This is a genomic window from Cryobacterium sp. GrIS_2_6, from assembly GCF_035984545.1.
GTDB lineage: Bacteria > Actinomycetota > Actinomycetes > Actinomycetales > Microbacteriaceae > Cryobacterium.
The window spans coordinates 1,746,689-1,762,903 of sequence record NZ_JAXCHP010000001.1 but is presented as its reverse complement, the minus strand read 5'-3'; the positions used below and the strand labels follow the sequence as shown (position 1 = coordinate 1,762,903).

The 16,215-nt window shown below is 70.7% G+C and carries 13 protein-coding genes; 9 read left to right on the top strand and 4 right to left on the bottom strand.

What is annotated here, in order from left to right:
- The first annotated feature begins 33 nt into the window (after nucleotides 1-33).
- The 3 genes from fdhA to fdhD all read left to right on the top strand — a co-directional run bounded on the left by fdhA (nucleotide 34) and on the right by fdhD (nucleotide 3,291).
- Complete coding sequence (gene fdhA / locus RCH22_RS08780) at nucleotides 34-1,248, top strand: formaldehyde dehydrogenase, glutathione-independent (RefSeq protein ID WP_327013639.1); 1,215 nt, start codon at nucleotides 34-36, stop codon at nucleotides 1,246-1,248.
- Nucleotides 1,249-1,341: 93 nt separating this feature from the next.
- A complete protein-coding gene (gene moaA / locus RCH22_RS08775) occupies nucleotides 1,342-2,388 on the top strand; it encodes a GTP 3',8-cyclase MoaA (RefSeq protein WP_327013638.1) in 1,047 nt (348 codons plus the stop codon).
- A gap of 9 nt (nucleotides 2,389-2,397) precedes the next feature.
- Nucleotides 2,398-3,291, top strand: coding sequence for a formate dehydrogenase accessory sulfurtransferase FdhD (gene fdhD / locus RCH22_RS08770; RefSeq protein ID WP_327013637.1), 894 nt, complete (start codon nucleotides 2,398-2,400; stop codon nucleotides 3,289-3,291).
- 10 nt (nucleotides 3,292-3,301) lie between these two features.
- Here fdhD and RCH22_RS08765 read toward each other — a convergent pair whose 3' ends face one another.
- Nucleotides 3,302-5,611 (bottom strand): FdhF/YdeP family oxidoreductase, encoded by a 2,310-nt coding sequence (locus RCH22_RS08765; protein WP_327015485.1) that lies wholly within the window; start codon nucleotides 5,609-5,611, stop codon nucleotides 3,302-3,304.
- A 224-nt stretch (nucleotides 5,612-5,835) separates the two neighbouring features.
- Here RCH22_RS08765 and RCH22_RS08760 point away from each other — a divergent pair, with 224 nt between their 5' ends.
- Both RCH22_RS08760 and RCH22_RS08755 read left to right on the top strand, forming a co-directional pair.
- On the top strand, nucleotides 5,836-8,220 hold the full coding sequence (locus RCH22_RS08760; protein ID WP_327013636.1) for a glycosyltransferase: 2,385 nt from the start codon (nucleotides 5,836-5,838) through the stop codon (nucleotides 8,218-8,220).
- Nucleotides 8,217-9,557, top strand: a complete 1,341-nt coding sequence (locus RCH22_RS08755; RefSeq protein ID WP_327013635.1) for a nucleotide disphospho-sugar-binding domain-containing protein — start codon at nucleotides 8,217-8,219, stop codon at nucleotides 9,555-9,557. The genes RCH22_RS08760 and RCH22_RS08755 overlap by 4 nt, the downstream gene beginning before the upstream one ends.
- Here RCH22_RS08755 and RCH22_RS08750 read toward each other — a convergent pair.
- The 3 genes from RCH22_RS08750 to RCH22_RS08740 all read right to left on the bottom strand — a co-directional run bounded on the left by RCH22_RS08750 (nucleotide 9,554) and on the right by RCH22_RS08740 (nucleotide 10,694).
- Nucleotides 9,554-10,102 (bottom strand): DUF2017 family protein, encoded by a 549-nt coding sequence (locus tag RCH22_RS08750; protein WP_327013634.1) that lies wholly within the window; start codon nucleotides 10,100-10,102, stop codon nucleotides 9,554-9,556. The two genes, RCH22_RS08755 and RCH22_RS08750, sit on opposite strands and share 4 nt — an antisense overlap.
- Nucleotides 10,102-10,386, bottom strand: a complete 285-nt coding sequence (gene clpS, locus RCH22_RS08745) for an ATP-dependent Clp protease adapter ClpS (protein WP_327013633.1) — start codon at nucleotides 10,384-10,386, stop codon at nucleotides 10,102-10,104. Before clpS ends, RCH22_RS08750 begins: the two co-directional genes overlap by 1 nt.
- A gap of 92 nt (nucleotides 10,387-10,478) precedes the next feature.
- A complete protein-coding gene (locus RCH22_RS08740; RefSeq protein ID WP_327013632.1) occupies nucleotides 10,479-10,694 on the bottom strand; it encodes a DUF1275 family protein in 216 nt (71 codons plus the stop codon).
- Between the two features lie 189 nt (nucleotides 10,695-10,883).
- Between RCH22_RS08740 and RCH22_RS08735 the strand changes: the two genes are divergently transcribed.
- The 4 genes from RCH22_RS08735 (at nucleotide 10,884) to RCH22_RS08720 (ending at nucleotide 16,214) form a co-directional block, all read left to right on the top strand.
- Nucleotides 10,884-11,984, top strand: a complete 1,101-nt coding sequence (locus RCH22_RS08735) for an acetamidase/formamidase family protein (RefSeq protein ID WP_327013631.1) — start codon at nucleotides 10,884-10,886, stop codon at nucleotides 11,982-11,984.
- Nucleotides 11,977-13,623: an AtzH-like domain-containing protein gene (locus tag RCH22_RS08730; RefSeq protein WP_327013630.1), complete on the top strand. Its 1,647-nt coding sequence runs from the start codon at nucleotides 11,977-11,979 to the stop codon at nucleotides 13,621-13,623. The genes RCH22_RS08735 and RCH22_RS08730 overlap by 8 nt, the downstream gene beginning before the upstream one ends.
- Nucleotides 13,624-13,698: 75 nt before the next feature.
- Nucleotides 13,699-14,937 carry an alanine--glyoxylate aminotransferase family protein gene (locus RCH22_RS08725; protein ID WP_327015484.1) on the top strand — a complete coding sequence of 413 codons (1,239 nt, stop codon included), beginning with the start codon at nucleotides 13,699-13,701 and terminating at the stop codon, nucleotides 14,935-14,937.
- Nucleotides 14,934-16,214: an allantoate amidohydrolase gene (locus RCH22_RS08720; RefSeq protein ID WP_327013629.1), complete on the top strand. Its 1,281-nt coding sequence runs from the start codon at nucleotides 14,934-14,936 to the stop codon at nucleotides 16,212-16,214. Before RCH22_RS08725 ends, RCH22_RS08720 begins: the two co-directional genes overlap by 4 nt.
- Nucleotide 16,215 lies beyond the last annotated feature (1 nt).

Sequence of the window (16,215 nt, the reverse complement as noted above, 5' to 3'; positions counted from 1 at the left end):
AGGATCACAACGCAGAACCTAGGAAGGTATGTAATGACAGGGAACAGAGCAGTTGCCTACAAGAGCCCGGGGCACGTCGAGGTCATCGACATCGACTACCCCACCTTCGAACTGAAGGACGGGCCCGGCGTCAACCCGGCCAACGTCGGCCGGAAGGTGCCGCACGGGGCCATCCTCCGCACGGTCAGCACCAACATCTGCGGCTCGGACCAGCACATGGTCCGCGGGCGCACGACAGCCCCTGCCGACCTCGTGCTCGGGCACGAGATCACCGGCGAGGTCGTCGAAACCGGCCCCGATGTCGAGTTCATCAAGGTTGGCGACATCGTGTCGGTCCCGTTCAACATCTCCTGCGGTCGCTGTCGCAACTGCAAGGAGCGCAAGACCGGAATCTGCTTGAACGTCAACCCCGATCGCCCCGGCAGCGCATACGGCTATGTCGACATGGGCGGCTGGGTCGGCGGCCAGGCCGAGTACGTTCTCGTGCCGTACGCCGACTGGAACCTCCTGAAGTTCCCGGACCGGGACCAGGCCCTCGCGAAGATCATGGACCTGACCATGCTCTCCGACATCTTCCCCACCGGGTTCCACGGGGCGGTGAGCGCCAACGTCGGAGTCGGGTCGACGGTCTACGTCGCAGGAGCAGGACCGGTCGGCCTCGCGGCGGCGGCATCCTCGCACCTGCTCGGAGCGGCCGCAGTCATCGTCGGCGACCTCAACGAGGAGCGGCTGGCCCAGGCCCGCAGCTTCGGCTGCGAGACGGTCGACCTGCGCAAGGGCGACCCGCAGGACCAGATCGAGCAGATCCTCGGCGTCCCCGAGGTCGACTGCGCCGTTGACGCGGTCGGGTTCGAGGCCCGCGGGCACGGCCAGGCGGCGGGGGAGGAGCGGCCGGCGACGGTGCTCAACTCGCTCATGACCATCACCGCAGCCGGCGGCGCGCTCGGCATCCCTGGGCTCTACGTCACGGGTGACCCTGGCGGGGTCGACGAGGCGGCGAAGGTCGGGTCGCTCTCGATCCGGCTGGGGCTCGGCTGGGCGAAGTCGTTGTCCTTCGCCACGGGCCAGTGCCCGGTGATGAAGTACAACCGCAAGCTCATGATGGCGATCCTGCACGACAAGGTGCAGATCGCGAAGGCCGTCAACGCCCAGGCGATCAGCCTCGAGGACGCGCCGCGCGGCTACGCCGAGTTCGACGCCGGCAAGAGCGTGAAATATGTGCTCAACCCGAACGGTTACGTCAAGTAATAGCGGCCATTCCGAGCGGATGCCCGGCCAGGGTCACCCTGGCCGGGCATCCCTGTCCCGGGGTGCCCTTGACGGAAGATTAGGGTGGAGCGTATGACCGGAACACCGAGACTCGCGGACACCCTGGGTCGCCCGCTGCACGACCTGCGCATCTCGGTCACGGACCGCTGCAACTTCCGCTGCGTGTACTGCATGCCCAAGGAGGTCTTCGGCCGCGACTTCGCGTTCATGGAACGCGATGAACTACTCACGTTCGAGGAGATCACCCGGCTCGCTCGGGTGAGCGTCGCTCACGGGGTCGAGAAGATCCGGCTCACCGGCGGCGAACCGCTGCTCCGCCGCGGCCTCGAAGACCTCGTCGCGCAGCTTGCCGCCCTCCGCACACCCGACGGCCGTCCCATCGACATCGCTCTCACCACGAACGGTTCCGCGCTCGCGGTCAAGGCGCAGGCCCTCAAGGACGCCGGGCTCAACCGGGTCACGGTGTCCCTGGATTCCCTCGACGACGCGACCTTCCGGGCCATGAACGATGTGAACTTCCCTGTCGCGAAGGTCCTGCACGGCATCGACGTGGCCGCGGCCGTCGGCCTCGGCCCGGTCAAGATCAACATGGTCGTCAAGCGCGGCCAGAACGACGGCGACATCCTCTCGATGGCCCGGCACTTCCAGGGCACGCCGGTCATCCTCCGCTTCATCGAGTTCATGGACGTCGGCTCGAGCAACGGCTGGGAGATGGGCGCCGTCGTGCCGTCCCGCGAGGTGATCGCGCGGATCAACGCCGAGCTGCCGCTCGACGAGATCGCCCCGAACTACACCGGGGAGACCTCTAGACGCTGGCGCTACCGCGACGGCAGCGGCGAGATCGGCGTGATCTCGAGCGTCACCCAGTCGTTCTGCTCGACCTGCTCCCGCGCCCGGGTGTCGACCGACGGCAAGCTCTTCACCTGCCTGTTCGCGACGGAGGGCCACGACCTGCGCGCGCTCCTGCGCGGCGGCGCAACGGACGACGACCTCTCCGCCGCCATGGCCACGATCTGGCGAGAGCGGACCGACCGGTATTCGGACCTGCGGAGCGCGAAAACGAGCGAACTTCGGGCATCCGGTAAGAAAAAGATAGAGATGTCGTACATCGGAGGGTGACCAGGAACAATGACACGAATCACGGCACGACGAAAGGTCGTCCGGCTCACCGTCGGCGGTCTGAGGACCACCAGGGAAGACGTGCTCGCCGTCGAGGAACCGCTCGAGATCCGTGTGAACGGCACCTCGCTCGCGGTCACGATGCGCACGCCCGGCAACGACTATGACCTGGCCGCGGGCTTTCTGGTGTCCGAGGGCGTGATCAGCCGCGGCGAGCATTTCTTCGCGGCGCGCTACTGCGCCGGCGCCACCGTGGACGGAGAGAACACCTACAACGTTCTCGACGTGAGCCTTGCGCCGGGCGTCGCCGTCCCCGACCCGAGCCTCGAGCGGAATTTCCTCACCACCAGCGCGTGCGGGCTCTGCGGCAAGGCGAACATCGACGCCGTGCGCACCCGGTCGGTCTTCACCGTCTCAGACGATCCCGTCCTCCTCGACGCCGAACGCCTCACCACATTCCCGGACGTGCTCCGGGCCGGCCAGCGGGTCTTCGAGAAGACCGGCGGCCTGCACGCCGCCGGACTCTTCGACGCCGCCACCGGGGAACTGCTCGTGCTGCGCGAGGACGTCGGGCGCCACAACGCCGTCGACAAAGTGATCGGCTGGGCGGTCAAGGAGGACCGGCTGCCGCTTCGTGGAACTGTGCTCCAGGTCTCCGGGCGGGCGAGTTTCGAACTCGTCCAGAAGGCCGCGATGGCCGGCATCCCGGTGCTGGCCGCGGTCTCTGCGCCGTCCTCGCTCGCCGCGGAACTTGCCACCGAGGTGGGCATGACCTTGGTCGGCTTCCTCCGCGGCGACTCGATGGTGATCTACGCGGGCGCCGAGCGGATCCCCAGCGGCGAGCCGCCGGCATCCGCTGCCCCCATCACGCCGGCACCCGAGCAGGTGCCCGCGCGCCCCTGAACGGATGGCGTCAGGCGGGTACCTGCGCGGACTCGTGGGCGATGAAGCGCACCGCCATGGCCTTGTAGCCGGGGGTGTTCGACTCGCGGGCGACGAGTTCGCGGTGCATCAGCGCGTTCGCCTCGGGGAAGTATGCGGCGGCACACCCACGTGGGGTCGGGTACACCACGAGCCGGAACTCGTCCGCGCGGCGTTCCTCGCCGCGGAAGGTGCTGATCACATCGACGAGGTCGCGGTCGTGGAAGCCGAGTTCGACGACATCGTCCTTGTTGATCAGGATGACCCTGCGCCCGTTCGAGATGCCACGGTACCGGTCGTCGAGGCCGTAGAACGTCGTGTTGTACTGGTCGTGACTGCGGATGGTCTGCAGGATGAGGTGCCCGGCCGGCGGAGTCAGGTATTCGAGCGGGCTCACCGTGAACCGGGCGCGGCCGATGTCGGTCGCGAAGCTGCGGGTGTCGCGGGGCGGGTTCGGCAGCACGAAGCCGTTCTTCGTCTTCAGGCGCCGGTTGAAGTCGGTGAAGCCGGGCACGACCCGGGAGATGTGGTCGCGGATCAGGTCGTAGTCCTCGCTCATCGCCTTCCAGTCGACGGGGTGTTCGGCGCCGAGGGTCGCGCTCGCCATCCTGGCGACGATGACGGGCTCGGCGAGCAGGTGCTCCGACACCGGGTCGAGGCGACCCTGTGTCGTGCGGACGACCGACATCGAGTCCTCGACGGAGAGCACCTGGCGTCCGCCGGGGTGCTTGTCGTCGGTGTCGGTGCGGCCGAGGGTCGGCAGGATCAAGGAGGTGCGCCCGTGCATCACGTGCGAGCGGTTCGGCTTCGTGGAGATGTGCACCGTGAGCCCGACCCGCTGCATCGCGGCCTCGAGCTTCGCGGTGTCCGAGCAGGCGAGGGCGAAGTTGCCGCCGAGGGACACGAACACGTCGACGTCCTCGTTCTCGAAGGCCTCGACCGTCGCGACGGAGTCCAGACCGTGCGCGCGCGGGCTCACGATCCCGAACTCCGTGTCGAGCGCGGCGAGGAAGGCCTCTTTCGGCTTCTCCCAGACGCCCATGGTGCGGTCGCCCTGCACGTTGGAGTGCCCGCGCACCGGGCAGGCGCCCGCGCCCGGCTTGCCGAAGTTACCCTGCAGCAGCAGCAGGTTGATGATCTCCTTGAGGGTGTTGACCGAGTGCGGCTGCTGGGTGAGTCCGAGCGCCCAGCAGATGATCGTTGCCTTCGACGTCACGAGCATGCTCGCGACGACGCCGATCTGCAGCCGGGACAGCCCGGTCGCCTTCTCGGTCTCCTCCCAGTCGATCTCGCCGCGCGCGGCCCGGTACTCCTCGAGTCCCTGGGTGTTGGCGTCGACGAAGGACTGGTCGACGACGGAGCCGGGCACCCGCTTCTCCTCCTCGAGGAGCAGGTGGCCGAGGGCCTGGAACAGGGCGAGGTCCCCGCCGACCTTGATCTGCAGATATTCGTCGGCGAGCGCGGTGCCGTCGCCGATCAGTCCGGAGACGGACTGCGGGTCCTTGAAGTTGAAGAGCCCGGCCTCGGGGAGGGGATTGACCGCGACCACCTGTCCGCCGTTGTCCTTGCATTCCTTCAGGGCTGACAGCATCCGCGGGTGGTTGGTGCCCGGGTTCTGGCCGACGACGAGGATGAGCTCGGCGTGGTGGATGTCCTCGAGGGAGACGGTGCCCTTGCCGATGCCGATCGTCGCGTTCATCGCCGAGCCGGAGGATTCGTGGCACATGTTCGAGCAGTCCGGCAGGTTGTTCGTGCCGATCGAGCGGGCGAAGAGCTGGTAGAGGAACGCGGACTCGTTCGCGGTGCGTCCCGATGTATAGAAGACGGTGCGGTCGGGGGTCGTGGCACGGATCTGCTCGCCGATGAGCTCGAACGCGTCGTTCCAGGAGATCTGCGAGTAGTGCGTGTCGCCGGGGCGGATGACGACGGGGTGCGTGATGCGGCCCTGGTTGCCGAGCCAGTACTCGGTCTTCGTCGCGAGTTCGGCGATGGAGTGCTCCGCCCAGAATACGGGAGTCACCTGGCGCACGGTGCTCTCCTCCGCGACGGCCTTCGCGCCGTTCTCGCAGAATTCGGCGGTCTTTCGGTGACCCTGCGATTCGGGCCAGGCGCAACCGGGGCAGTCGGTGCCGTCGCGCTGGTTGAGCCGGAGCAGGGCCCGGGTGGTGCGGCCGATCCCGGCCTGGGCGACGCCGCGCTCCAGCGCGACGACGACGGCTTCGAGGCCCGCCGCCGAGGTCTTCGGCTTCTTCACGACGAGGGAGTCTTCGTTGATGTCCTGGATCGGCGCCTGACGTGTCATGCCATCCATGATGCTCCTTGTGACTGCGTACCGGCACAACGGCCGCCGCCGCAGGGTCTGAGAACGGCGATGCGTCCTCTCGGGTGATTCCCAGCCCGGGAGGGCGCGCGAACCGGGAAAGTGGCGTTGAATCGACACGGGGTGTTTGTCCCGGCCCACCGGGCCATTCTCGGCCCACCGGCCGACACCAGCCGCGGCATCGCCGGCAGACAGGGAGTTCGACCATGGGAACGCAGAGCACACTGGATTCGCTCCGGAGCGCGGACTCGATCCTCGCCACGATCATGGCCGCCGACGACCTCACCGTTGCAGCGAGCCGGGACGGCGGTAGCCGGGCCGTGCGCCTGCTCGCCGAGGCCGCCGTCGATCCGACTGACCAGGTCACCGCGATCGCCGCGGTGCACGCCCTCGCCCAGGTCTTCGACGAGACGGCGGACGAGGTCCTCGTCTCCCTCCTCGGGCACGAGCAGCTCTTCCTCCGGGAGCACGCGGCCTGGGGGTTCGGCGCCCGCCTGCCCCGCTTCGACGCGGTCGCACCCCTGCTTGGGATGGTCATCGACGGCGGTTTCGCCGGGATGATCGCCCAGCGCACCCTCGAGCAATGGAGCGCGGCCGTCGCGGCCCCTGTCGCCCTCGCCGTCGAGGGCGCCCTGCTGGGCGTCACAGAGCCGGGCGCCCGTGCCCGCCTGGTCGAAACCATCGGCCAGATCTCGGGGCGTGTTCCCGAACGCATGCTGTTCCGCGTCGCCGTCGACCCGGCCGAGGCGACAGAGGTGCGGGCTGCCGCGATCGCCGCGATCGGCGACCGGGGCCTCGCCGATGCCGGGCCCGGCTCCCTCTCGGGCGCCGGCGCGGGTATGGGAACCGGGATCGGAACCGGGATCGGTTCCACCGACACCGGCCTCCGAATCGTCACCGGGCTGGCCGCAGGCAGCGGGGTCCTCGCCGAGGTGGCCAGGCTCGCCGTGATCGACCTGACCGTGCCGCGCTACCCGCGGGCACCGTGGAGCAGTGGAACGACCGTCGCCCAGCTCTTCCTGCACGCCGACATCGACGGCGCGCTGACCAGAGTCGGCGCCGGCGACAACGGCGGCATCGCGACCCTGCTGGTCCGGCTCGGAGACGCGCTCGTCGCCGGCCAGTCCGGCAGCGGTGCCGGGACTGGTGCCGGCGATGTCGGACGGGTGCTGACCCTCTCCCGCGGCGGCTTCGCCTCCGCGCTCGACTGCCTGCCCGAGGTGGCGTCGACCCTGTCCGGCCACGCCTTTGCGACGGTTCCCTTCCTCGGCGAGCCCGTCGCCTCCGCCGATGCCTGGTCCCGCCGGATCGCGACCCAGCGTGGCATCCGCCGGGTGCTCCGCGCCGCGGGGCCGGTCGACGCGATCCACCTGCGGATGGCGGACGTGGGCACCCTCGCCGCTTCGACGGTCGCCAGGGAACTCGACATCCCGGTCATGTTCACCGTCGCGCCGGACCCGCACAGCCTCATCCGCTCGCTCGAGTCCGTCGGTGCCCTCACCCGCGCGACCTTCGGCACGGCCGATGCCGCCGATCACTTCTGGTTCCGCGTCCGGCTCGTGCAGCGCCTCGCAGCGGATGCCGCCCACACGGTGCTCTTCCCCCGGCCCGACCTCGAGCGTGACCTGCGCGAGCTCGTCGGCATCGACGTGACGCAGCACCCGGAACGGCACTCGATCGTCGCCGAGGGCATCGACATCGGCGTGATCGAGGCTTCGCTCGTCGACGCCGGGGCGAGCGAGGGCACGCCGGTCGCGGATGTCGTGGCCGCAGCGTTTGCCGAGCCCGTGGTGGCTGCCCCGCCCGCGTCCGTGGTTCCGGCCCAGATGAGCGTCGAGGGCGCTCTCTCCCTCGGCCAGCTCGACGAGCTCCTCGCAACCCTCCCGCCGGAGCGCCGCGCACTGCCGCTCGCGATCACCGTCGGCCGGCTGCACCGGGTCAAGGGCATGGCGGCCCTCGTCGAAGCCTGGGCGGCCGACCCGGCGCTCCATGCCGCCTGCAACCTCCTGATCGTCGGAGGCGACCTCGAGGATCCCACTCCGGACGAGGCCGGCCAGCTCGACAGGATCCACGCCGCCGTGCCGCGCGGCGACGCGGCCTCTGCGGGGCTGCTGCTTGCCGGGCACCGCTCCAACGACACCGTCGCCCGCTGGCTCGCCGCCACCCGCCTCGGCCGCACCGGTCTCGCCGCGGCGAACGGCGTGTATGTCTGCGCGAGCATGAAGGAGGAATTCGGCATCGCACTGCTCGAGGCGATGGCCGCAGGCCTCACCGTGGTCGCCCCGAACGGCGGGGGACCGGCCACATACGTCGAACAGGGCGTGACCGGGTTCCTGGTCGACACCGGGGACCCGGCCGGCCTCGGCGCCGGGGTGCGCGAGGCCCTCGAACTCGCGGCCGGCCCCTTCGGCCCCGAATTCGCCGAGCGCGCCATGGCCATGGTCTCCGGCTCGTTCACGATCCAGGCGATGGCCGCGACCCTTTCCGGGGTGTACCGCGACGTCGCCGAAGCGCACGAGCGCCTCAGGGCGGATGCCGCGAACGGCTACGGCCGGGGACTGGCTTCAACCTGGACGCTGAGCGCCTCATGACCCTGCTGATCATCAGCCCCGACTACGCCTCGCACCTGTTCCCGCTCGCGACCCTCGGCACAGCCTGGCAGGCCGCCGGGGAACGGGTCGTCGTCGCGAGCGGCCCCGCGACGGCCGGAATCGTCGCCGAGTTCGGCTTCGAACGGGTGAACCTGCAGCTCGGCCGCGGTTCGAACCCCGGCACCATCCGGGCGGAACAGCAGCCGAGCGGTGAGGACGACGCCCTCCGCGGCTTCTTCGCCGCGACCAGGCTCGGCCTCGTGCCGACGCTGCAGTTCCAGGCGGAGGCACGCAGCAACGACCTGCTCTGGAACCCGGTCTTGACCGCCAGGGAGGTGCAGCGCATCGTCGCCGAGGTGCGCCCCGACCAGATCATCGTCGACCACCTGGCCTTCAGCGCCCGACTCGCGCTCGTGAGCGCCGGCATCCGCCACGCCGACGTCGTGCTCGGGCACCCGAGCGCCCTTCCGGTCGGCTCCGAGGTCTATGGCTTCCCGTCCGCCTGGCCCGACGCCTTCGCGCCGGAGCCGGACGACCTCGCCGGGCTTCACAGCACCTGTGAGGCGGTGCGCGACAACTTCACCGCCCAGTGGAACGCCGCCCTGCTCGAACTGGACCCGGCGGCCGAGCCGAGCCGCGACGCCTTCACCGAATCCGGCGACGTGCTGATGCTCAACTATCCGGTCGAACTGCACGCACCGGCCCGGACTGCACTGCTGCCGCAGCACGTCTTCCTCGGCTCCGCGGTGCGCGAGGAGGCCCGCGACGCGGAGGTCGAGGCGTGGCTCGCCGACGCGGTCGCGGCCGGCGACGACCGTCCCCTCGTCTACGTGAGCTTCGGGAGCTTCCTCTCGGTGCGCGGTGACGTGCTCGCCCGGGTGGCGGATGCCCTCCGCGGCCTCTCCGTCAGGGTCGCCCTCGCGACGGGGTCGACGGACCCCGCCGAGCTCGGTCCGGTCCCGGACGCCTGGCTCGTGCGCGGCTTCCTGCCCCAGGTCGCCCTGCTCGGCGCCGCGGACCTCGGAGTCACCCACGGCGGCAACAACAGTGTGACCGAGGCGATGACCGCGGGAGTACCGCTGCTCGTGCTGCCGTTCTCCACCGACCAGTTCGCCGGGGCAGAGGGCGTCGAGACGAGCGGATTCGGGCTCTCGCTCGCGCCCAACACCGCGACGAGCCTCGAGCTCCGCGCCGCAGTCCTCTCGGTGCTCGGGCTTCCGGCCGACGACCGCGCGCGCCTCGACGCCCTCAGCGACTCACTGCGGGGCGGCGCGGGCCCGCGCCGGGCCTACGAGGCGCTGACCGCGCGTGAAGCCCTTCCCGTAGCGATCGCCTAGCGGTCGATCGCGTAGACGAGGGACTCCTGGACCATGCCGAGCCACTCGTAGATGCTGCTGAGCAGTGGGGCCTCGTCGGCGTCGAGGTGCTGTTCGCCGTCGGGGGAGATCTCCAGGCGCTCGGCAAGGGTGAGCCGGAGGTCGGTGAGCGTGCGCAGCCAGGACTGCACGCCGACGTCGTCGAGGGCGATCGGCATCGGCGGAACCTCGAAGCGGTCGTCCAGAAAGGGCAGCGGCGGTTCGTCGGCGATCTCATCGAGGGGTTCCTCGCCGAGGGAGGCGAGCAGCACGCGGGCGTTCGCGAGCTTGCCGTCGAGGAGATCCCCGGAGGTGAACCGGCGGAACTCTGCCGAGGCTTCGGCGTCGTCGGGGTAGGCGTCCGGCAGCAGGCGTGTCAGCGCGGGATCGGCCCTGGTCCCGAGGGCATGGGTCTCGGCGGCGAGCAGGAGCTCGATCAGCTGGCTCGCGGCGAGCCGGAGCAGCCCGAGCTCGACCGATTCGAAGCTCGCGGACACCGTTCCGGCCGGGTCACGGGTGAAGAGCATCAGGAGTCCTCGCGCGAGAGCGTTGCCCAGAGCCCGAAGCCGTGCATCGCCTCGACGTGGCGCTCCATCGACTCCCGGTTCCCGGTGGAGACAACGGCCTTGCCGGAGTTGTGCACCCGCAGCATCAGGCGTTCGGCCTCCTCGGGGGCGACCCCGAAATAGCTGCGGAACACGTAGGACACATAGGACATCAGGTTGACCGGGTCGTCCCACACGATGGTGACCCAGGGGCGGTCGAGGGAGACGGCTTCACGCAGGTCCGATTTTTCAGAAGTCTTCGGCACCGGTCAAGCCTCACACGCCGGGGGCCATTCCCGCCACCGAGACCGGAAACTCATGCACCCGCTCTGCCGCGAGTCGGCGGCCAGGCCCGTGATCAAGGTGAACAGGGCGAGCAGCGGCCCAGAACGGACAGGTTGCTCGCGCCGGCGAGGGCCATCCCGAGGATGACGCCGTTCCCCGCCATGTTGCCGGTGAACACCTTGTCGAGGCCGAGGTGCCCGACGGCATCCGCCAGGCCGGTGGAGAACGCCAGCGCAAGCATGAGGCCGAGGTGCAGGTTCGCGCGATTGCGGCGGAGCTTCTCGAGCACGGGTGATCCTTCGGGACGGGGACTGTTGCAATTGTTTCCTGGAGGTAAAACTCATGTCGATCGTGTCAACAGTGACCTGAAACGTACCGGCTGGTCGAATGGCACGCAAACGGGAGATAGCCTCGATCGCGAGGCACCAATAGTGTGAAGCACCACGTTCCTGTTTCCGTGTTCCTGGAAGGCGCTCCCATGTCGCACGTCGTATTGCAGCCCGGCATGGGGAGCATCGCGCCCGGGCACTACCTTCCGGCCACCCCCCAGACCGTGCTGTGGGGACGCCTGCCCTGTGCAGCGGATGCCGCAGTGCTCTCGATCGGATCCGGTGACACAGTCACGATCGACACTCTCAGCCACGAGGGACTGCTCGAGGACCAGGGTCGTGACCCGCTCGCCTTCTTCGGCGGCCACGGCGTCGCAGCGGGCGATGTGCTCACGGACGCCGTCGCGCTCGCCGCAAGCCACTACCCGCGGGATGCGGAGGCGGACGGCCCGCACGTCGTGACCGGGCCGATCGAGGTGCGCGGGGCGGTGCCGGGCGACCTGCTCCGGATGACCCTGCTCGAGGCGACTCCCCGGGTGCTGTACGGCGTCATCTCGAGTCGCCACGGTCGCGGGGCGCTCCCCGGCGAGTACCCCGTGGGACAGGGAACGGTCTCCGTGTTCACCGAGGTCGACACCGATCCCGGTTTCGGGACGGAAGCCGGGCCGCTCTCCGGCACCCTCCCGCTCGTTCCCGGTGGCGACCGGGTCGTGCGGTTCCCGCTCGACCCGTTTCTCGGCATCATGGGCGTCGGCGTCGCGGGAGACACCCGGCCGCACTCCGTCCCGCCCGGCGCGCACGGCGGCAACCTCGACATCAGCCTGCTCACCGTCGGCAGCGCGCTCTACCTGCCCGTGCAGGTGCCGGGCGCGCTCGCCTACGTCGGCGACCCGCACTTCGCCCAGGGCGATGGCGAGGTGGCGCTGACCGCACTCGAGGCCAGCCTGCGGGTGCGCATCCGCTTCGACGTCATTCCGGCGGTCGAGGCGGCGGCACTTTTCGGCGAACTGACCGGGCCGCTCGCCGAGACGGGCGAGTTCCTCGTGCCGACCGGGCTCGACCCCGACCTCGACGAAGCGATGCGGGCCTGTGTGCGCGCCGCGATCGCCCTGCTCGGGGCGCGGTACGGTATGGACCCGACCCTGGCGTACGCCTACCTGAGCGCGGCGACCGACTTCAACATCTCCCAGGTCGTCGACCGTGTCACGGGCGTGCACGCCCGTATCCGGACGGCGGACTTCGGTGCCTGAGCGCACCCTCGCACCCCACCTCGTGCCGACCTCGGTCACGGGCGAGCTGCCGGCCGGCCTGCTCAGCGCATTCGAGGACTACGAGGCCGCGCTCGCCGCCAATGACCTCGGGGCCCTCGCCGGGTTCTTCCTGCCCGGATCAGACACGCTCCGCGGCGACGCGGCCGGCCTGCTCGTCGGGAGCGATGCGATCGCCGGATTCCGCGCCGGCCGTCCCGGTGTCGTGCGGCGCAGCATCCGCTCGCTGCACGTGCGTGCCATCGGGACGGACCACGCCCTGATCGTCTCGGAGAACGCGCCATTCGCCGGCGGGGCAGGCCTCGTGACGCAGCTCTGGAACCGGACAGCGGCGGGCTGGCGGATCGAGGCCGCGCAGGTCGCAGCGTCCGCTCCCGCGATCGACCGCAGCATCTGGCGGGTGGCCGGCACGCCGCTCGTCGCCGGCGAGGCCGGCGGGACCCTCGAGGGCGTTCGGGTCGCGGTCAAGGACCTCTTCGACGTGGCCGGGTTCGCGGTCGGTGCCGGGAACCCGGCCTACCTCGAGAGCGCGACACCCGCGACCGCGAGCGCGCCGTCGCTGACCGCGCTTCTCCGGGCAGGGGCCAGCGTGATCGGCATCGCGCAGACCGACGAGTTCGCGTACAGCATCGCCGGGGCCAACGTGCACTCGGGCACGCCCCCGAATCCGCGCGTTCCCGGCGGGCTGCCTGGCGGCTCGTCGAGCGGGCCGGCCGCCGCCGTCGCCCTCGGCCAGGCCGACCTCGCCCTCGCCACCGACACCGCAGGGTCGATCCGGGTGCCGGCCTCGTACCAGGGGCTCTGGGGGCTGCGCACGAGCCATGGTGCCGTCAGCCGCGACGGGGTGCTGCCGCTCGCGCCCTCATTCGACGCGGTCGGCTGGCTCGCGAGGGGCCCGGAACTGCTCAGGACCGCCGCAGCGGCCTCGCTCGACACCGACCGGCAGCTGCCGGTGCCCGCCCGGTTCGCCGTGTGCGCCATGACCGTCTTCGCCGCGGACGAGGGCGTCCAGGCCGCGTTCGTCGACGCGGTCGACCGCCTCGAGAGGAGCGGACACCTGTCCGCGGTCGAGATCATCTCCCTCGACCCGCTCGCCGACCTGTTCGAGACCTTCCGCACCGTGCAGGCGGCCGAGGCCTGGCGGGCCCACGGCGACTGGGTCGACGCCCACCCCGGGACGCTCGGCCCCGACGTGCGCTCCCGTTTCGCGTTCGCCTCCCTCATCGACGAGGACGAAGCCGCCGGGCACCGGATCGACCTCGCCGAGGCCAGGGAACGGCTCGACGCGGCCCTCGACGGGCGGATCCTGCTGCTGCCCTCCGCCTCGTCGACCGCGCCGGCCCGCACCGCGTCAGGGGCCAGGATCGAAGCGATCCGAACTGCGACACTCTCACTGACCTGCCTCGCCGCGATCGGCGGATACCCCGCCGTGTCCCTTCCCGGCCTCTCCGTCAAAGGGGCGCCGCTCGGGCTCAGCCTCGTCGGGCCGCGGCACAGCGACCTCGCGCTGCTCGACCATGCCGCAGGCCTCGCTCAGGGGCTGGCCGCCGGACTCGCGGCGGATGTCGGGACCGGCCAGGCGGGGATCGTGGGTAACACCGTGGAAACGCTCCATGCCTAAGCTGATGATGTGACGTATTCGCTGCAGTCGACAACCGTTCCGAGCCTTCCGATCAACCCGCCGCAGCGCCTGCTGATGGGGCCCGGGCCGATCAACGCGGATCCCCGGGTGCTGCGCGCCATGTCCGCGCAGCTCGTGGGCCAGTACGACCCGGCGATGACGGGGTACATGACCGAAACGATGGGTCTGTACCGCGACGTATTCCGCACCGGCAATGAACAGACCCTCGTGATCGACGGTACCGCGCGCGCCGGGATCGAGGCCGCCCTCGTCTCGCTGATCCAGCCGGGCGACCGGGTGCTCGTTCCCATCTTCGGGCGCTTCGGGCACCTGCTCCGCGAGATCGCCGAACGCGTCGGCGCCGAGGTGCACGTTCGCGAGGTACGGTGGGGCACCGTATTCACGCCCGCCGCGATCGAACGGGCGATCATCGAGACCCGGCCGGCGCTGCTCGCGATCGTGCACGGCGACACCTCGACGACCCTCGCCCAGCCGCTCGATGAGCTCGGCGACATCTGCGCCAGGCACGGCGTGCTTTTCTACACCGACGCGACGGCCTCGCTCGGCGGCAACACCTTCGAAGCGGATGCCTGGGGCCTCGACGCCGTGACCGCCGGCCTGCAGAAGTGCCTCGCCGGGCCATCAGGTTCTGCGCCGGCCACGTTCTCGGACCGCGCAGTCGACGTGATCGAATCCCGCCGGAGCATCGAGGCCGGCATCCGGGAACCCGGGGACGCGGTGCTGTCCAACCGGATCCGCTCCAACTACTTCGACCTCGCGATGCTCTTCGATTACTGGGGTCCCCGCCGGCTCAACCACCACACCGAGGCGACGACCGCCCTTTACGGCGCCCGGGAGTGCGCGCGCCTCCTGGTCGAGGAGGGTCTGGCGGACGCCGTCGCCCGGCACCGGCTGCACGGCTCGGCGATGCTCGCGGGAGTGCACGGGCTGGGTCTTTCCGTCTTCGGCGACCCGGCCCACCGGATGAACAACGTCGTCGCGGTCGAGATTCCCGACGTCGTCAACGGTGACGCGGTGCGCGGCTCCCTACTCGAGGACTTCGGTATCGAGATCGGTACTTCCTTCGGCCCGCTGCACGGCAAGGTCTGGCGAATCGGCGTGATGGGTTACAACGCCCGCAAGGACACCGTGCTGACCACTCTCGCGGCGCTCGAGCAGGTGCTCCGGCGCGCGGGGGCATCCGTCACGGGCGGCGGGGGAGTCGGCGCGGCCTGGGACCTGTACGCCGACGCCGACCGCGCCGGTGTCGACGACTCCGAGGCTGCCGCCGACGCAGCTGCGGTGCTCTCGTGACGACTGCGGTGCCGACGGTGTCGGATGCCGACGCGGCCGTGATCCTCGCCCGGTGCGAGGAGCTCGCCCGGCACTCGTCCCTCACCGACGGGATCGAGCGGACCTACCTCTCCGCGGAGCACGCCGCCGTCAACTACCGGGTGGCCGGCTGGATGGCCGCTGCCGGACTCACCACCTGGCAGGATGCCGCGGGCAACCAGTGCGCACGGCTCTCCGGCCGCACCCGCGGGCTTCCGGCCCTGATGCTCGGCTCCCACCTCGACACCGTGCGCGCGGCGGGCCGCTACGACGGCATCCTCGGCGTGCTCGTGGCCATCACGGTCGCCGGGCGGATCGCCGCCTCTGGCCGTCCGCTGCCGTTCGCCCTCGAGATCGCCGCATTCGGCGACGAGGAGGGCACCCGCTTCGGCACGACCCTGCTCGGCAGCCGGGCCGTCGCCGGCACGTGGCTCGAGTCCTGGTGGGACCTGCGCGACGCGAGCGGCACGAGCCTCCGCGAGGCGTTCGCCGCCTTCGGGCTCGACCCCGCCAAGGTCGGCGACGCCGCCCGCGCGCCGCAGGAACTCGTCGGCTACCTCGAGGCCCACATCGAGCAGGGGCCCGTGCTCGAGGAGGAGAACCGCGCCCTCGGCGTCGTGACCGGGATCGCAGGGGCCCGTCGCTTCCTGTTGACGGTCACCGGGTCCGCCGGTCACTCCGGGACCCCGTGGCCCCGCCGCCGCGACGCCCTCGCCGGGGCTGCGGAGGGCATCACCACGATCGAACGTATCGCCCGCGCCGAGGGCCTCACCGCGACCGTCGGCCACCTGAGGGTGTTTCCCGACGCCGTCAACGTCATCCCGGGGAAGGTCGAGTTCAGCCTCGACCTGCGTGCGCCGGACGACGCCGACCGTGACCGGGGCTGGACCCTGATCGAGGCCGCCCTCACCGCCATCTGCGCCACGCGCGCGCTCCACCTCGACAGCAACCAGGTTCACGAGGCGGCCGCCGTGGCCTGCTCGCCGCGGTTGCGTGCGGCGATTGCGGCGGGCATCCGCTCGACCGAAGCGGGCGCGGAGTCCCCGGCCGAGCCTGCCCCGCGCGAGCTGCCCTCGATCGCCGGTCACGACGCGATGGCGATCGCCGCGATCACCGACGTCGGCATGCTCTTCGTGCGCTGTGCCGGCGGGATCAGCCACCACCCGGACGAGTCGGTCACCGCGGCCGACGTCGCCCTCGCCGTTGACGCCCTCGAGGCCGCCGTCCGAGCCCTCGCCGCAGACTACCCGGCCCGGTAGG

What these genes read in the sequence shown, in the direction of transcription:
- fdhA (WP_327013639.1), top strand. Translation starts at nt 34, where the DNA reads ATGACAGGGAACAGAGCAGTTGCCTACAAGAGCCCGGGGCACGTCGAG.
- moaA (WP_327013638.1), top strand. Translation starts at nt 1,342, where the DNA reads ATGACCGGAACACCGAGACTCGCGGACACCCTGGGTCGCCCGCTGCAC.
- fdhD (WP_327013637.1), top strand. Translation starts at nt 2,398, where the DNA reads ATGACACGAATCACGGCACGACGAAAGGTCGTCCGGCTCACCGTCGGC.
- RCH22_RS08765 (WP_327015485.1), bottom strand. Translation starts at nt 5,611, where the DNA reads ATGACACGTCAGGCGCCGATCCAGGACATCAACGAAGACTCCCTCGTC.
- RCH22_RS08760 (WP_327013636.1), top strand. Translation starts at nt 5,836, where the DNA reads ATGGGAACGCAGAGCACACTGGATTCGCTCCGGAGCGCGGACTCGATC.
- RCH22_RS08755 (WP_327013635.1), top strand. Translation starts at nt 8,217, where the DNA reads ATGACCCTGCTGATCATCAGCCCCGACTACGCCTCGCACCTGTTCCCG.
- RCH22_RS08750 (WP_327013634.1), bottom strand. Translation starts at nt 10,102, where the DNA reads ATGCTCTTCACCCGTGACCCGGCCGGAACGGTGTCCGCGAGCTTCGAA.
- RCH22_RS08735 (WP_327013631.1), top strand. Translation starts at nt 10,884, where the DNA reads ATGTCGCACGTCGTATTGCAGCCCGGCATGGGGAGCATCGCGCCCGGG.
- RCH22_RS08725 (WP_327015484.1), top strand. Translation starts at nt 13,699, where the DNA reads ATGGGGCCCGGGCCGATCAACGCGGATCCCCGGGTGCTGCGCGCCATG.